This window comes from Bacillus sp. MC1252 (assembly GCF_056838025.1).
Window position 1 is genome coordinate 954,119 of sequence record NZ_CM166369.1, and the last position, 16,533, is coordinate 970,651.

Consider the following 16,533-nt stretch of genomic DNA (forward strand, 5'->3'; position numbering starts at 1 on the left):
ATAAAAAATTTGTTATAATAGAAACAAATCCTTCATTCTTCAAACAAAGGAAGTGCACTATGTATAAATTTTCAGGCTATACCATCAAAGCATTTTTTGCTCTCCGAGGCGGAATCAAAGTATATCAAAAAGAAAATCTGCCAACGGATCGAGGTTTTGTCATTGCATGTACGCATGAGGGTTTTGTGGATGTTCTTGCACTAGGCGCAGGAATTCTTCCGTTTGAGATCCACTACATGGCGAAAAAAGAATTGTTTGCAAATAAATGGATCGGTGGATTTTTAAAAAGAATTCATGCCTTTCCAGTTGATCGAGAGAATCCTGGGCCAAGCAGTATTAAAACGCCCATTAAATTATTAAAAGAGGGAAAGATCGTTGGCATTTTCCCAAGTGGAACACGTACAACAGAAGATGTTCCTTTAAAAAGAGGGGCGGTCACCATTGCACAGCTCGGCAAAGCGCCAATTGTTCCAGCGGCGTACAAAGGACCATCAAATGCGAAAAGTCTTTTCAAAAAGGGGAAAATGCGCTTAATCATCGGGGAACCGATTGAACTGTCTGAATTCGATCATCTGCCGCCAAAAGAAAGATTAGGTGCTATGACGGAAGTATTAAATACAAAAATTAAAGAACTTGAAGCTCAATTAATGGAAAAGGCATAAAAAAAACGACCACTTGCTTAGGGCAAGGGTCGTTTTTTCTTACGAAGCGCCTTCTTCGGCTGCTTCTAATAGTTGTTCATTTAACTTTTTGACTTCGATGTATACCACGTGGTGTCCATCGACTTCATTAATGATAAATTCATAGCCTTGTTCACGAATGGAGTCATTTTTCTCTACTTCATACTTCTGCGTGAGGAACCAGCCGCCAATCGTGTCCACTTCTTCATTATCAAGTGTAATACCTAACAGTAGGTTGACTTGATCCACAAGGACTTTCCCATCAAAGATGTAATGGTCTTCTCCCAGCTTACGCACTTCGTTGATTTCATCAATATCGAATTCATCACGAATTTCACCGACGATTTCTTCAAGGATGTCTTCAACAGTAACAAGACCTGCTGTACCGCCATATTCATCTGATAAGATTGCCATGTGTACACGTTCACGCTGCATTTTTAGCAGTAAATCATGAACAGGAACCGTTTCAATCACATGAATAATCGGATTCACAAATTTTTCGATCGTATCACTTGTAGAACATTCACCGCTAATGCACGCAGTGAGAACCTCTTTAATATTCACAACACCGATCATGTTGTCTTTATCGCCATCTTCAATTGGATAACGTGTATATTTCTCTACCTTGGTGACCTTCAGCATTTCCTCAATGGTAATATCGTGAGGGAAGCTGACAACTTCGGTACGAGGAATCATAATTTCTTTCGCCAGACGATCATCAAATTCAAAAATTTTGTTCACATATTTGAATTCAGACTGGTTAATTTCGCCGCTCTTATAGCTTTCTGATAAAATAATCCGCAATTCTTCTTCAGAGTGCGCCATGTCATGATCAGATACTTGCTGTAGACCAAACGCTTTCGTTAATAGACGAGCAGATCCATTTAATACCCAAATGAACGGGAACATCACCTTGTAAAAGATCATCAGCGGTCTAGCAAAAAGAAGGGATACTTGCTCAGCCTTTTGAATGGCGAGTGTTTTCGGTGCAAGCTCTCCAACCACAACGTGTAAAAACGTCATAATACTAAACGCAATAATAAAAGTGACAATGTGACTAGCTGATTGAGGAATTGACAGCTCTACAAACAGTGGAGCAAGCATATGCGCAATCGTTTCTTCCCCTAACCAACCTATTCCAAGGGCGGTAATGGTAATACCAAGCTGACAGGCAGATAAGTACTCATCAAGGTGAGTCGTCACATGCTTGACAGCAACTGCTGTTTTATTACCTTCTGCGATTAATTGATCAATTCTTGAGCTTCTTAAGCGAATGATCGCAAACTCTGATGCAACGAAAAATGCGGTTAAAGCTATAAGTAAAGCAACTATGAGTAAATTAACTATGTCCAATTAAGGCCTTCGTTCTGACTTTGAGAACGAAGGTAACACCTCCTGTTTAGTAAAAATTTTAACTTAACAGCAGTAAAAATGATTGGACAGCCGTCATTTTTTCAGGTGTAAGCTGCTCTTTTAGTTTTTCACGTTGTTCTGGTTGAAGCTGCTTACAACGTGCCAAAATGCGGTCCATATGCTCATTCATCTGATCGATATCAGAGGTTAAATGGACAAGTTCATCATGATTCTCTTTTTGAGAAGGGAATTGTTCATTTAATCTGGATTTGATGTCAGAAAGAGCCAATCTCTGCTGTTTGCAAAGAACGATTAATTGTAATCGTTTTAAAGCATGTTCATCGTAATAACGATAATTTGAGCAAGATCTAACAGGCGCTAGCAATCCGAGATTTGTATAATAATCTACAGTTCGTTTCGTCACCTGTGCAATCTGTGCTAGTTCACCAATACGATACTTTTTCTCAGCCCCATCTGAACATCTCCTCCTAACCGTCACGTTATAGTTTATGAAAATAGTTTAATATAATTCTATGCTGAAATACAAGTTAATTGTTCATATTTCCTGCCAATAAGAAGAAACAGAGGGGGATTTCCCTCGTTCTAGGTTGTCCTGTCAAAAATAACATGACGATACAGGAATTTTCAGATTATTTATGGTAAAATAAATTGAATACCGTTTCATATATATGTAGATATGTAGAGAGGCGGATTTTACGTGAATCGGAGGTGGTTAAGTGGGACCCTCAAAGTAGTCTTATTTAATCAGTTAACCGTTTTGCAAAAGACAACATCATCAATCAGGAGGTGACTCCTTGTTCTTCTAAGAAAGAGCAAGGTTAAATGGACGATATTGTTAATCTGAGTATAGTCGGTGTTTTGATTGCTTTAACAGCTTTCTTTGTTGCATCTGAGTTTGCCATTGTGAAGGTGAGAAGTTCCAGAATTAATCAGCTTGTTGCCGAAGGGTCCAAAAAGGCCATCATGGCGAAAAAGGTGACATCAAGGCTAGATGAATATTTGTCAGCCTGTCAGCTCGGTATTACAGTGACATCACTCGGTTTAGGGTGGATCGGTAAGCCGGCAGTGAAAGAACTTTTGGTTCGAGGTTTCGGTTTGACAAACATTCCTGATTCAGCAATCAGCCTGATCTCAGCAACACTTGCGTTCTCTATTATTACTTTTTTGCATGTAGTCGTAGGTGAGCTTGCTCCAAAAACGCTCGCCATTCAAAAGGCAGAAAAAATGACGCTTTGGCTGTCAGGCCCGCTGCATGCATTTTATATCCTCATGTTCCCTTTCATTTATGTTTTAAACGGATCAGCCCGAGTGTTGACCAAAATGATGGGCATCGATATGGGCTCTGAAAAAGAACATTCCCATTCTGAAGAGGAATTGAAGATTTTATTATCTGAGAGCTTAAAAAATGGGGAAATCAACTCATCAGAATATAACTATATGAACAAAATTTTCGATTTCGATAATCGAATTGCCAGAGAGATCATGATACCCCGAAGAGAAATTTGCGCAATCCCAGAAGATATGCCATTAGACGATATACTGGCCATCATGACAAAGGAAAAGTATACACGCTTTCCAGTGTTTTCAGGGGATAAAGACCATGTCATTGGCATGTTGAACAAAAAGCAGCTCTTTGCAGATATTGTGTATCAGGAAGAAAAAGATCAACTGAAGATTCAAGATTATATATATCCTGTGATTGAAGTGATTGACACGATTCCAATTCAGGAACTACTCGTCAAGATGCAGCGCGATAGAATGCATATGGCGGTGTTAACCGATGAATATGGCGGAACGTCTGGACTTGTTACAACGGAAGATATTTTAGAAGAGATTGTCGGAGACATTCGAGATGAATTTGATGAAGATGAGCAGCCGGTCATTCAAAAAAGAGCCGAACATCATTATGTATTAGATGGCAAAGTGAGATTAGATGAAATTCATGATTTGATCGAGCTTTCCTATCATGATGAAGAAATTGATACAATAGGCGGGTTAATCTTAAAAGAAAATATTGATATCCAAGAAGGACAGTCTATTTATCTTGATGACATTCGGATAAAGGTGCTGGAAATGGATGGACGCTATATTAAAAAGATCGACCTGAAGAAAGGCGTCACGTCATCGGATAAAGGAAACACACGCACTGGGCTTGATATAAAAGAGCCGCTGTTAGTAAACGAAATGACCTTGAGCGAAAAATAAGCTCAAGGTTTTTTTAGGTATTTAGTCTCTTTTTAACGAATATACGTTCGTATATAATAAGAACAAACGTTCGTTAAGGGGGATGGACATGCTTTGGTATGAAACAGCAAGCAGCACGGAGAAAAAAGACTCAATGAAACGAATTGAGTTTCATTTGAAGAATTTCAAAAATTATCAGGCAGCAATCTTAAATATTGAAAGGCAGCTTGAAAAAAGAAATCCGCTTCATCAGGATCACATGACACGAAAAAAGTTAGAAGAACAGAAAAACCAGTATGAACTAATCGTTGCTTGTATTGAAACAGCACTAAAAGAATTGGATGACATAGAGCAGCAGCTGATTGATTACAAATATTTTAGAGATTGGCGGATGGCAAAATGTGCAATCGAAATCGGCTATAGTGAAAAAACACTTTTTTTAATGAAGCGCCAGTTAATGGATCAGCTGCTCATTAGCTTAGCCGCCATCACGAATATTTAAAAAAGGTGTTGTCCTATTTGATAAAACGCAGCAAAGAGACATAAAGACCCGATGATCGTCACAAATAAATAGACAGTGAGCTTTCCTATTTGATGCTGCATCAGCATGGTCGCAGACTCTACACTAAAAGTAGAGAATGTTGTAAAGCCGCCGAAAAACCCGGTTCCAATAATCACAAGCAGTGGATGATTGGCAGTCACTGCACCTGTCAGTAAACCTAAACCGGCAGCACCTAATAAATTGATAAGAATGATACTGTATGGGAAACGAGCATGGGAATGAGTTTTCTGAATCGATTGGCTGATGAAAAAACGAAGAGCACTGCCAATCCCGCCGGCAACAGCTGTATAAAAAATAATCATTTATCTGCTTCCTTTCTGCTGCTCATTTTGATGAAAGAGCTGCTGAGCGATCATAAGTCCAGATAAGGCAGCGGCCACTCCGGCAATCACGGAGAGCAGGATGTACATCATGCTCAAATTGAACTGTCCAGCCTGTAATAGGAGAACAGTCTCTTTAGAAAAAGTGGACATTGTCGTAAACCCACCACAAAATCCTGTTCCGATCAAAGCAGCAAGATATTTTTTTCCCTTCTGAAATAGAAAGTATCCTGTCGCAAAACCAAGAAGCAGACTGCCCAAAATGTTTTCGATCATCGTTGCATAGGGGAATGTTTGGCTGACAACGGTTTGGCTTAGTTCATATCTGCAAAGTGTGCCAAGCAGTCCACCGATAAAAACGGCAAGGTAAGCTTTCATTTAGTCATTTCTCCTTTTGAAAAAATGGTGGGTGATCTGTCACCACTCCATCAATGGGGTATTTTTTTATCCGATTGGCTGTTTTTTGATCTTTCACTGTCCATATAAATACATCCATCCCGAATGAGTGGATGCGGTCTATCCACCATCTGTTGATCATCGTTTTCTTCATATTAAGACAATCCGCAAAGGAACTGTACACCGCTAATTTTCTTTTCGCCAGTTTTAAGGCGGAAGGTTTTATGATAAAAGCTGTTCGAAGAGAAGGTGCATAAGCTTTGACTCGTTGGAGTGCATTGTCATCAAAAGATTGAACCATGATATGACGGGAATAGGTAAACCGGTTGATGATGTCGACAACTGCCTTTTCAATCCCAATCTGCCGTTTTGGTTGCTTGATCTCAATCAGTATCCCGATGCGCTGTCTGTATCTTTCAAGAATTTCTTGTAATGTGGGGATTCGTTCGTTGGCAAACCGTTCATCAAACCAGCTTCCTGCATCCAGCTTCTTCAGCTGATCAAGTGTATAACTTTTCACTAAGCCGCTTCCGTCTGTCGTTCGATCAATGGTATCATCATGGATCACGGCTACGTGCTGATCCAATGTCAGCTGTACGTCTAACTCAATATAATCTGCCCCCTGCTGAACTGCTAAATCAAACGCAGCGATTGTATTTTCTGGGGCAGCGCTTGATGACCCTCTATGCGCGATAATATACACATGCTCCAGCTCCCTGACATTCGTTCTGATCTTATCATATCAAATGCTTTGCCGGTTTTCCTTCTTTACTATATGGAGAGGTGAGAGCTGTATGTAATAGTGAAATAACATGTGCTGAGAAAGCATGTTGTATCAATATGAAAAGTTGTAGGAATATCCCAAGCTTTTATTGAGTAAATCTGAATAACATCAATTTTTCTTCGATCAATTTTGTCCAAATCGTCAGCATTCGTCAAAATATTAGTGCTTTCGTCATGTTGACTGAAAATTCTGATGTTTTATAATGATGAAAAGGAGGCGAGATGATTGGGTAAAGGGAGAATTAGAGTTGAAGAACGTATTAAGGTCGAAACCGATGCTGAAATGTTTAAAGCGACTCTCCTTGATCAGGCTCAGAAGAAAAAGTAGTTTGCTGCCCGTCGTTATGTCTCAAGCCAAAATTTCATAATTGAACATCATGCCTCGGGATAGGTCCCGAGGCTTTTTATATTAAGGTCAGACATTTAAGAGAGGACACAAACGAAGGTTATATTATAAACTAGAGAGGATTGTTTTAAAGGAGAGAGACAGATATGTTTACACAAAAATGGATGGATACATATTTTACAGTAGATATTGCGATCCAAATTGGCATTAGCCTTTGTATTTTATTGCTTTTTTTATTGCTTCGGAAAGTATTTACGAAGTACTTATTTCACCTTCTCTTTAGGCTGACGAATCGGTCTAAAACCGAGGTGATTAATCAAATTGTTGTGGCATTCGAAAAACCTGCCAGACTGTTTTTTGTGGCACTTGGTTTATATTTTGCATTAAGACAGGCACCATATTTTGAGCATCATATGGATGTCATCATCAAATTTTATAGATCCTCTATTATATTGATGCTGACATGGGGGCTTTGTAACTTAACCGCTGCGTCTTCATTCTTATTTCAAAAGGTGAATTCGAAGTTTGAATTAGAAATGGATGATATTTTAGCACCTTTTTTATCAAAGGTTCTTCGTTTCATTATTATTGCATTAAGTATTAGTGTCATTGCACAAGAATTTAATTATGATGTGAACGGGCTTGTGGCAGGACTTGGTCTAGGTGGACTAGCCTTTGCGCTCGCTGCGCAGGATACAGTGGCGAACTTTTTTGGAGGGATTGTCATTATTACAGAGAAGCCTTTTACGATGGGCGATTTTGTAGAGACACCAAGTGTACTTGGGACTGTAGAGGACATTACGTTTCGAAGCACAAAATTTAGAACACCTGCTGAAGCGGTGGTGACAGTGCCGAATTCCACCCTTTCAAAGGAGCCAATCACAAACTGGACGAGAATGAATAAACGTCAGATTACGTTCTCCGTTCGTGTGTCCTACAATACACCAAAGGAAAACATTGATAAGTGTATCAAACGCCTTAAACAAATGCTTCATGAGCATGATGGGGTTCATAAGGAAACGATCATGGTGAATCTCGATGTACTGGCAGACAGCTATTTGAGCTTATTTTTCAACTTTTACACGAACACGACGGCTTGGGCTGAAAACCTCGATATGAAGCAAGACATTAACTATCGCATCATTGATATTTTCCATCAAGAAGGTGTAGAATTTGCTTTCCCTGGACAGACCATTTATATGAAACAAAAGGGTGAGAAACAGCTGGGGGAATAAAGGAGGAATTGTGAGTGGATCAAACAAAGGTGGCAGCGCTAAAAGAGAGATTAACGCAGGCCTCACATATTACAGTCCTTTCAGGAGCTGGTATGAGCACAGAGTCGGGTATTCCCGATTTTAGATCAACAGGTGGCTTGTGGACAGAAGATACCACTCGCATGGAGGCGATGAGCCGGTCCTATTTTTTATCACACCCTCATCAATTCTGGCCGAAATTTAAGGAATTGTTTCAGATGAAAATGAGTGGAGAGTATGAACCAAATGATGGACATGATTTCTTAGCCAACCTTGAGAAACAAGGAAAGCACGTGGATATTTTTACCCAAAATATTGACGGCCTGCATAAAAGGGCGGGAAGCCAGCATGTCTATGAACTGCATGGTTCCATTCAAACAGCCACTTGTCCATCTTGCCGGACGACATATGAACTGCCTTATTTATTAAAAGAAGAGGTACCGGTTTGTCAAAGGGTCTCCTCAGGCCGCCGCACGTGTGGACGTGTGCTCAAAACAGATGTCGTCCTTTTTGGAGATATGGTGAAGCATTTTGATCAAGTCGAGAGATCGCTTCAGCAAACGGACATGCTGCTGGTTATGGGAACTTCCCTAGAAGTGGCGCCAGCACGATATATTCCAGAAGATGCAGCCCATCATCCTTCCATCTTCAAGGTGATGATGAATTTGAGTGAAACAGAATACGATTCGCTTTTTGATCTTGTCTTTCATGAACGGATTGGCGATCTCGTGAAAGCTCTATAAATCATCAAAAAACCCGCATCCAAAAGGTGCGGGTTTTCTTTATTGCTGCAGCGGCTTCATTGTTTCATCAAGGACTTCAAATGTATAGCCCTTTGCTTTTAGCTGTGTGATCAAACTGTTTAAGTATTTTGCGGTAGCTGGCTGATCATGCATTAATATGATTTTTGGTTCTTTCGGGTGTTTTGTCTCTAGCACTTGCAGCTGATTCAATACCTCTGGTACATATTTTGAGCTTTTATATTTCCAGTCAAGGCTATCAATTGTCCAATCCCAGTATATAAAGCCTTTTTGTTTTAAACGTGCTTTTTGCTGATCTGTTAAATTGGGGGAACTGCCATAAGGTGTTCTCACAAGATGTGTATACTCACCTGTGACAGAAGCCAAAATGCGCTGATCTTCTTTCATCTCGTTTACTGGAGAATCACTTTTTTGATAAAAGCGTTTCACATCATGCGTGATGCCATGAAGCCCTAATTGATGACCTTCTTGATGAAGCCTTTTAACAGCTGCTGGGTGTTCTTTGATCTGGGGCCCAAGCATAAAGAATGTAGCCTTCACTTGATGCGCTTTTAGCACATCTAACAGCTGATTTGATGTAGCAGTAGGACCATCATCAAAGGTTAAAAAGATCGTTTGATCCGTTACATGTTTGTTTGGATTGATCTTAAAATGTGCATCTAGTGTTTTCGGAGAATCATCTTTTGCTTTCAGACTTGTGCTTGTGTCTCGGAATTGACTGCTCGCAGACATTTCAGCCGGCTGGTCTGCTGCCTGCATATTGGTTTTAGACATATCCCAAATGAAAAAGAGGATCAGTGATAGAATCACTAAACCAATCGCCTTTGAGAGCAGCATCGTGTTTGAAGGTGTCTGTTTTTTCGTAACCCGTTGCATTACAATCGCTCCAATAAATCAAAAATTTGTGTCGAATCATGTAGTGGATTCTGTCTTTTTCCGCTGTTTTTTGTCGTGCTCATATGGAGTAAGTATACAGGAAAAAAGAGCCTATGAATATAGAAGATGCTAAAAAATTGGAATCTTTTTGGTTATGAATCTATATTTGTTACAATAGGAGGTTATCGATTTATGTTCGTATGAAATAATTCTGATTAATCATTGAAACGTTTACATTTATCCGCTAAGATAGCATCAGACTCAACCATTAAAGCAAAGCGAAGGGGAGATTCCATATGAAAATATTGTACAATGGAGATTTCATTGAAAAAAAAGATGCACATGTTGATATTGAGGACAGAGGGTATCAATTTGGCGACGGAGTCTATGAGGTCATCCGTGTATACAATGGTACTTTGTTTACATTAAAAGAGCATACAGAGCGTTTGTTCAAGAGTGCAAAAGAAATCGGCATTCATCTGCAAGGTACAGTATCAGATATGGAAGAAAAACTAAAACAGTTAGTCGCTCACAATCAATTAACAGATGGCGGTGTGTATATTCAAGTCACTCGGGGTGTCGCACCTCGTAAACATCAATATGGTGATTCTCTCACTCCTCAAATCACGGCATATACGTTCCATGTGAAAAAACCTGTTCAAGAGCAGGCAGCTGGTGCAAAGGCCTTATTATCTGAGGATCTTCGCTGGTTAAGGTGTGATATTAAAAGTTTAAACCTGTTATATAACGTCATGGAGAAGCAGAAAGCGTCTGAAGCCGGTGCGTTTGAAGCGATTCTCATCAGAGACGGTTTTGTGACCGAGGGAACCTCCTCGAATGTATATGCCGTCATTGATGGCGTAATTCGTACTCACCCAGCAAACAATCTCATTTTAAACGGCATTACCCGTAGAAAGCTGCTAGAGATATGTGAGGAAGAAGGATGCAGTGTCGAAGAAACCCGTATAAGCAAAGAAGAGCTACTGCGCGCGCAGGAAATTTTCATCAGTTCGACGACTGCTGAAGTCATTCCAATTGTTGAGATAGCTGGTCAGCGAGTAGGGGAAGGCGTTCCAGGAGAGATCACGAAGCGTGTACAGGAAGGTTTCCAGAAAAAAATTAAACATGAAAGTGAAGCATCCATTTCCTCATAAAGAAAAAGGCTGTAAACCAACGTTTACAGCCTTCAGCGTGTAGACAAACCCTCGCATTCTGTGTCAGTCCTGCGTGCCGGTGCTCACGAATGTCAAATTCGCTCCGCTCCAGTACTCGTCCTTCCTAGACTGCAAAGGTTTTCTATCACGCTGAAAAGAAGACAAAGGGCTAAAATCAAGATCATTTTAGCCCTTTGTCAACAATCTGATTTATTTCACAATAAGCACAGGTATATCTGAATTTGATGATAACTTTTCGCTCACACTGCCAAATAGCATTTTTTTTAATCTGCTTTGGTCACGTGCTCCCATGACGATGAGGTCTGCTGATATCTCTTCAGCATATTCGATAATGGCTTCTGCGGGCTCCCCCTCAACAATTTCAATGGCAGCTTCAAACTGCTCCTCATTTAAAAGCATCCTCGCTTCCGTAACGACCTCTTCTGTATGGTCTTCAAAGATCAAGGGACTTTGCTGTTCGGCATGAGGTACATACACAGGGGGTGTTTGAAGGTCTGCCATGCCGCCCCCGATATAAGCCCCGCCAGTCATTGGGCGTGGTGCATCAAACACCTGTCTGCTTGATTTGCTATCATGTGCATAGGCAACGGTCAGCTTGGCATGCAAGGTTTTGGATAAAGCGATTGCCTTCTTTAATGCTTTCTTACTGTCTTCATGTCCATCAAACGCAACGACCATCCGATCAGCTTGAAACAATGTCCTCATTCCTTTCAAAAGGAGTCTTTACACTCATGGTATACCCGTTATCATAAAAAGATACACATAAAGGCGATTGTATTTTTGTTAGAAAATTTCATTTATTGAAAAATATTTATTGACAAAATGGTGACAGCCACTATAAGATAAAAAAAGATTCAAGAGCCAAAAGGAGGAAATGTCATGTGCAACAGTGGAAGAATGAAATCAAACTGCATGAATGGGTTGATTCACGTGACAAATACACCTTCATTGGTCATTGAAAAGGAACCATTATGTTCCAATTGATCGGATGAATCAAGGCGTATGTTGCGTATTTGTCAACATGCGCCTTTTTATCATGTATAAAAGAGGCGTACCAGTCAGCTGGTTGCCTCTTTTTTTGTTGTATTCATTTCGTTTCCCGAAATAAAGGTATGAATATCAACAATTAAATGAAGAGGAGTGAAAGCATGTGAACATGCCAAAAGCAAGACAAATGACAAAAGCTCAAAAAACGAAACAAGGTGACAGCCAGGAAAATATAGAAAGCGGCTAGCTTTAAAAGGAGAGACGAACATGTTTTCAGTATTTGTAAAATTAGGCTGGTTCTTTAAACAAGAGTGGAGGCGATATACGATCGCCATTACGCTGCTGCTCATTGTGAATGTGCTTGAAATGCTGCCGCCAAGGTATCTTGGGCAGGCAGTTGATGACATTCGTTCTGGTCAATTTACCACATCCAGTATTGTGTTTTATGTGACTATTTTTTGTTTACTTGGTGTCTTCGTCTATACGCTGACATATTTTTGGATGTATCAGTTATTTGGCGGCGCGAATGTCATGGAGCGTGTGATGCGCGGAAAATTAATGCGTCACTTACTTAAGATGACACCAACCTTTTATGAAAAGAAAAAAACCGGCAACTTAATGGCCTTAGGTACAAACGATTTGAATGCTGTTGCCTTAACGACAGGCTTTGGTGTTCTGACATTGGTTGATTCCACTGCTTATATGCTGATGATCTTTTTTACGATGGGGCTGACGATTAGCTGGAAATTAACCTTAATGGCGATTATTCCCATGCCGCTGATGGCGATCTTGATTGCGTTTTATGGCGGCAAGATTCATGCGCGCTTTACAGTCGCTCAAGATGCATTTGGTGATATGAACGATCGTGTACTGGAATCAGTGGCCGGCGTTCGGGTCATCCGGTCTTTTGTACAGGAGAAACAAGATGTCGAACGCTTTCGCCAAATGACAGATGATGTATTCCAAAAAAACATGCGAGTGGCGATCATTGATTCATTGTTTGAGCCGACAGTGAAATTGCTTGTGGGCATCAGTTACTTAATCGGAATTGGCTATGGAGCATATCTTGTGTTTCAAAGTGATTTAACGATTGGTGAACTTGTTGCATTTAACGTCTATCTTGGGATGATGATCTGGCCAATGTTTGCGATCGGTGAGTTGATTAATATCATGCAAAGAGGAAATGCGTCGTTAGATCGGTTGAATCATACCCTCAGCTATAAGCCGGATGTAACAGACACAGCTCAGCCAAAAGCATTACAAGAGCCTGGCGATATTCAATTTGATTATGTGACGTTCAGATATCCAACTTCGTCTAAAGATAATTTAGTCGATGTGTCCTTTACTGTCCGAAAAGGGCAAACGATTGGCATTACAGGGAAAACAGGAAGCGGCAAGACAACAATTGTGAAACAGCTCCTGCGGCAGTACCCGCCAGGTGATGGACAAATACGCTTATCAGGTGTTCCGATCCAAGACACTGAATTGGATCAGCTATTTCAATGGATCGGTTATGTACCTCAGGATCATATCCTTTTCTCAAAAAGTGTAGAAGAGAATATGCGCTTTGGTCATATGGAAGCGAAACAAAATGAATTAGCACAAGCCATCAAAGACGCTTACTTTGAAAAGGATTTACGACTGTTGCCAGAAGGCCTCGAAACAATGGTTGGGGAAAAAGGCGTGGCGCTGTCAGGCGGTCAAAAGCAGCGAATTTCCATCGCACGTGCTTTATTAATTGATCCCGACATTTTGATTTTGGATGACTCTCTATCTGCGGTTGATGCGAAAACAGAAACCGCTATTTTAGAAAATTTAAGACAAAACCGTCATGGAAAAACGACGTTTATTACGACACATCGTCTATCAGCTGTTGAGCATGCTGATCTCATTCTTGTCATGGAAGAGGGACGCATCGTCCAAAAGGGAACTCACCAAGAGCTCATTCAGCAAGATGGATGGTACAAAGAACAATTTCTGCGTCAGCAGCTGACAAATCAGCTGGAAGGAGGGGATGAGGCATGACAACAGGAAGAAGACTCCTTGCCTATGCACTCCTATATAAGAAAGTACTGTCTATTGCCTTGATCTTTCTGATCATTGCCGTGGGTGCTGAGCTGACAGGACCATTTATTGGGAAGAAAATGATTGATGATCATATTTTAGGTGTCGAAAAACCGTATGTCGAGGTAAATGAAAAAACAGATGAAACGGTTTATTACCAAGGAAATAACTATATACGAAGCGATCGATTAAAGAATGAAAATGAAGCTGGAAAGCAAATCAATGTGGTGCAAGTCGGGTTCGGTTACTACTTTGTGAATGAGCCGATTCGTTTTGATGGAAACCGGACGATATCGGGAAATCAGCTTACCATTGAAAATGGGAACGAGCGCAAAACCTATGATGTACAGCGTTTATCAAAAGAGGAAATATTCGCTTTTTATCAGCCTGAAATTAGTGGTTTGATACAGCTTGTTCTATTTTATCTAGGGCTGCTCGTCATTGCGATCTTCTTTCAGTATGGGCAGCATTATTTGCTCCAGCGGATTGCAAATCGTATTATCCAAAAAATGAGGGTAGACATATTTAAGCATATTCAAACGTTGCCCATTCAGTATTTTGATAATTTACCGGCTGGAAAAGTAGTAGCACGGATCACGAATGACACGGAAACCATCCGTGATTTATATGTAACTGTCCTCGCTAATTTCGTGACCAGTGCCATTTACATGATTGGAATTTATATCGCCATGTTTTTATTAAATGTGAAGCTGGCACTCATTTGTTTGGTAGCTGTACCGATTATTTTCCTATGGTCAATGACTTACCGGAAATTTGCATCAGTATACAATCACCGCATTCGTTCTATTATCAGTGAAATCAATGCAAAACTAAATGAAGCAATTCAAGGGATGACGATTATTCAAGCATTTCGCCATGAAAAAGCGACGAAAGAAGAATTCGATGAGCTGAATAACAATCACTTTCGATATCAGCGAAAAATGCTTCATTTAAATTCACTCCTTTCACATAACTTGGTGAACCTGCTGCGTAATTTAGCGTATGTTGCGCTCATTTGGTACTTTGGCGGCGCGTCATTAGGTGCGTCTGGCATTGTGTCCATTGGCGTACTCTATGCATTTGTCGATTATTTAAATCGATTGTTTCAGCCGATTACAGGCATTGTGAACCAATTTTCTAGATTGGAATTAGCAAGGGTTTCATCGGAAAGGGTCTTCCGATTATTAGATGAGCCAGGAACAAAAGTGGAAGAACCTGATCAGAAGAAAATGGAGGGGTACGTTCAGTTTCAAGATGTAACCTTCGCTTATAATGAAGGGAATAACGTACTAAAGAACATTACGTTTGAAGCAAAAAAGGGCCAAACAGTTGCACTTGTGGGGCATACAGGTTCAGGAAAAAGCTCGATCATGAACTTGCTGCTGCGTTTTTATGACATCCAACAGGGAGATATTCTCATTGATGGAGAAAGTATTTATCATCAGTCGCGCCAAACTTTGCGTAAACAAATGGGCATTGTTCTGCAAGATCCTTATTTATTTTCTGGAACGATTGCATCCAATGTCAGCTTAGGGAACGAAGACATCAAAAGAGAAACCATTGAATCCTCATTAAAGCAAGTAGGCGCAGCAGAGTTATTGAGGCACCTTCCACAAGGCTTTGATGAACCAGTGGTTGAAAAGGGAAGTACCCTCTCTTCAGGGGAACGTCAGTTGATTTCATTTGCCCGCGCACTGGCGTACGATCCAGCGATCTTAATTTTAGATGAAGCAACCGCCAACATCGATACAGAAACAGAGGCCATCATTCAGCGGGCGCTTGATGTAGTCAAAGAAGGACGAACCACCTTTGTTATTGCTCACCGATTATCCACCATTAAGAAAGCCGATATGATTTTGGTGTTAGAAAAAGGTGAAATTGTCGAGCGAGGCAGCCATGAACAACTCATGGAGCAAGGTGGGCTGTATGCGCAAATGTACGAACTGCAAAAAGGTGCTCTTGCAAGCAGCTAAAATGAATAGCCGAAGGAAGTAGAAAAAGAGCCTCTTTCATGCGAAAGGGGCTCTTATGATTCGAGGATTTATTTCTCATTACCTCGACTTTTTACCGGTTGTATATGGTTTGCACGGGCTACATGATCAATAAGCGATGCCGACTCGCTGATGCATAAATTCCTTCGAATTTAACTGTTGATATAAAAAGTGGGCGGTATCTTCAACTGAAATTTTCTTTCCGTCTATAGGGAGAAAATCTTTTTCATAGCGATATGACCGTGTCACTTCTCCATCTGGTAAATAGGTTGGACAAATAATGGTCCAATCTAGTTCAGTTGATTGTAGGATTTCATACGCCTTGGCATGCTCTTTAGCTGCTCGGGAAGTGGTTCGCCTTGATTCACTTGTTTCAAAGCGGTAAAGCTCCGGCTGCTGCCTTGCTTTTAAGATCCCCGCCGTGCCAATCGTAATAATTCTTGATGTATTTGTTTGCTTCATGGCTTGTACGATATGTGCCATTGAAACAGATAATGTATCATCACCATCTGTTGATAGACAGCTCACAACAATATCTGATCCTTTGATCGTCTCAAGCACATCTTCTTGATTTCTTGAATTGCCGGTGACTTGAAACATACCCGCAAGCATTCCTTCCCGGTTTGTCCGAATCAATGAACGAACCAAGTAACGATCATCTACTTGAACGAAACGAAGAAATGCTTGTCCTACACGTCCATGAGCACCGAAAAGAGCTATTTTCATCTGTTCGATCCCTCCACTACATACTATAAGTGAAAAGAACACAAAATGGTACAAT

17 protein-coding genes are annotated in these 16,533 nt (G+C 40.5%); 9 read left to right on the forward strand and 8 right to left on the reverse strand.

The genetic code is table 11. From position 1 onward, the window contains the following. Positions 1 to 59: 59 nt before the first annotated feature. Positions 60 to 662: a lysophospholipid acyltransferase family protein gene (locus ACYH0L_RS04725; protein ID WP_099728819.1), complete on the forward strand. Its 603-nt coding sequence runs from the start codon at positions 60 to 62 to the stop codon at positions 660 to 662. 39 nt (positions 663 to 701) lie between these two features. Here ACYH0L_RS04725 and ACYH0L_RS04730 read toward each other — a convergent pair whose 3' ends face one another. Beyond that, positions 702 to 2,033, reverse strand: coding sequence for a hemolysin family protein (locus ACYH0L_RS04730; protein WP_230030977.1), 1,332 nt, complete (start codon positions 2,031 to 2,033; stop codon positions 702 to 704). Positions 2,034 to 2,091: 58 nt separating this feature from the next. Further along, positions 2,092 to 2,532, reverse strand: coding sequence for a MerR family transcriptional regulator (locus ACYH0L_RS04735; protein ID WP_099728817.1), 441 nt, complete (start codon positions 2,530 to 2,532; stop codon positions 2,092 to 2,094). Positions 2,533 to 2,876: 344 nt separating this feature from the next. Here ACYH0L_RS04735 and ACYH0L_RS04740 point away from each other — a divergent pair, with 344 nt between their 5' ends. Then, on the forward strand, positions 2,877 to 4,259 hold the full coding sequence (locus tag ACYH0L_RS04740) for a hemolysin family protein (protein ID WP_099728816.1): 1,383 nt from the start codon (positions 2,877 to 2,879) through the stop codon (positions 4,257 to 4,259). A gap of 88 nt (positions 4,260 to 4,347) precedes the next feature. Further along, a complete protein-coding gene (locus ACYH0L_RS04745; protein WP_482354405.1) occupies positions 4,348 to 4,740 on the forward strand; it encodes a transcriptional regulator in 393 nt (130 codons plus the stop codon). Here ACYH0L_RS04745 and crcB (ACYH0L_RS04750) read toward each other — a convergent pair. Genes crcB (ACYH0L_RS04750) through ACYH0L_RS04760 form a run of 3 tightly spaced genes read right to left on the reverse strand, consistent with a single transcriptional unit; the run spans position 4,737 to position 6,219 of the window. Then, positions 4,737 to 5,102, reverse strand: coding sequence for a fluoride efflux transporter CrcB (crcB, locus tag ACYH0L_RS04750; RefSeq protein ID WP_410612453.1), 366 nt, complete (start codon positions 5,100 to 5,102; stop codon positions 4,737 to 4,739). The two genes, ACYH0L_RS04745 and crcB (ACYH0L_RS04750), sit on opposite strands and share 4 nt — an antisense overlap. Continuing rightward, the gene (crcB, locus tag ACYH0L_RS04755; RefSeq protein ID WP_230030975.1) at positions 5,103 to 5,498 is read right to left on the reverse strand and encodes a fluoride efflux transporter CrcB; all 396 of its coding nucleotides are present in this window, start codon (positions 5,496 to 5,498) and stop codon (positions 5,103 to 5,105) included. A gap of 4 nt (positions 5,499 to 5,502) precedes the next feature. After that, a complete protein-coding gene (locus ACYH0L_RS04760) occupies positions 5,503 to 6,219 on the reverse strand; it encodes a glycerophosphodiester phosphodiesterase (protein ID WP_099728812.1) in 717 nt (238 codons plus the stop codon). A 306-nt stretch (positions 6,220 to 6,525) separates the two neighbouring features. On the opposite strand from ACYH0L_RS04760, the gene ACYH0L_RS04765 reads away from it, so the two are divergent. From ACYH0L_RS04765 to ACYH0L_RS04775, 3 genes are all read left to right on the forward strand, one after another. Next, positions 6,526 to 6,627: a YhdX family protein gene (locus tag ACYH0L_RS04765; protein WP_008359843.1), complete on the forward strand. Its 102-nt coding sequence runs from the start codon at positions 6,526 to 6,528 to the stop codon at positions 6,625 to 6,627. A gap of 164 nt (positions 6,628 to 6,791) precedes the next feature. Beyond that, positions 6,792 to 7,880 carry a mechanosensitive ion channel family protein gene (locus tag ACYH0L_RS04770; RefSeq protein ID WP_099728811.1) on the forward strand — a complete coding sequence of 363 codons (1,089 nt, stop codon included), beginning with the start codon at positions 6,792 to 6,794 and terminating at the stop codon, positions 7,878 to 7,880. 29 nt (positions 7,881 to 7,909) lie between these two features. Then, a complete protein-coding gene (locus ACYH0L_RS04775; RefSeq protein WP_373605150.1) occupies positions 7,910 to 8,641 on the forward strand; it encodes an NAD-dependent protein deacylase in 732 nt (243 codons plus the stop codon). Between the two features lie 39 nt (positions 8,642 to 8,680). Here the strand turns inward: ACYH0L_RS04775 and ACYH0L_RS04780 are convergent, their stop codons facing one another. Next, complete coding sequence (locus tag ACYH0L_RS04780) at positions 8,681 to 9,535, reverse strand: polysaccharide deacetylase family protein (protein WP_099728809.1); 855 nt, start codon at positions 9,533 to 9,535, stop codon at positions 8,681 to 8,683. 296 nt (positions 9,536 to 9,831) lie between these two features. On the opposite strand from ACYH0L_RS04780, the gene dat reads away from it, so the two are divergent. Next, positions 9,832 to 10,689 carry a D-amino-acid transaminase gene (dat, locus tag ACYH0L_RS04785; protein WP_099728808.1) on the forward strand — a complete coding sequence of 286 codons (858 nt, stop codon included), beginning with the start codon at positions 9,832 to 9,834 and terminating at the stop codon, positions 10,687 to 10,689. A 210-nt stretch (positions 10,690 to 10,899) separates the two neighbouring features. Here the strand turns inward: dat and ACYH0L_RS04790 are convergent, their stop codons facing one another. Continuing rightward, a complete protein-coding gene (locus ACYH0L_RS04790) occupies positions 10,900 to 11,406 on the reverse strand; it encodes a universal stress protein (RefSeq protein WP_099728807.1) in 507 nt (168 codons plus the stop codon). 558 nt (positions 11,407 to 11,964) lie between these two features. Between ACYH0L_RS04790 and bmrC the strand changes: the two genes are divergently transcribed. Both bmrC and ACYH0L_RS04800 read left to right on the forward strand, forming a co-directional pair. Continuing rightward, positions 11,965 to 13,722 (forward strand): multidrug ABC transporter ATP-binding protein BmrC, encoded by a 1,758-nt coding sequence (gene bmrC, locus ACYH0L_RS04795; RefSeq protein WP_099728806.1) that lies wholly within the window; start codon positions 11,965 to 11,967, stop codon positions 13,720 to 13,722. Next, positions 13,719 to 15,734, forward strand: a complete 2,016-nt coding sequence (locus ACYH0L_RS04800) for an ABC transporter ATP-binding protein (protein WP_099728805.1) — start codon at positions 13,719 to 13,721, stop codon at positions 15,732 to 15,734. The genes bmrC and ACYH0L_RS04800 overlap by 4 nt, the downstream gene beginning before the upstream one ends. 126 nt (positions 15,735 to 15,860) lie before the next feature. Here ACYH0L_RS04800 and ACYH0L_RS04805 read toward each other — a convergent pair whose 3' ends face one another. After that, positions 15,861 to 16,478 carry an NAD(P)-dependent oxidoreductase gene (locus ACYH0L_RS04805; RefSeq protein ID WP_099728804.1) on the reverse strand — a complete coding sequence of 206 codons (618 nt, stop codon included), beginning with the start codon at positions 16,476 to 16,478 and terminating at the stop codon, positions 15,861 to 15,863. Between the last annotated feature and the right edge of the window lie 55 nt (positions 16,479 to 16,533).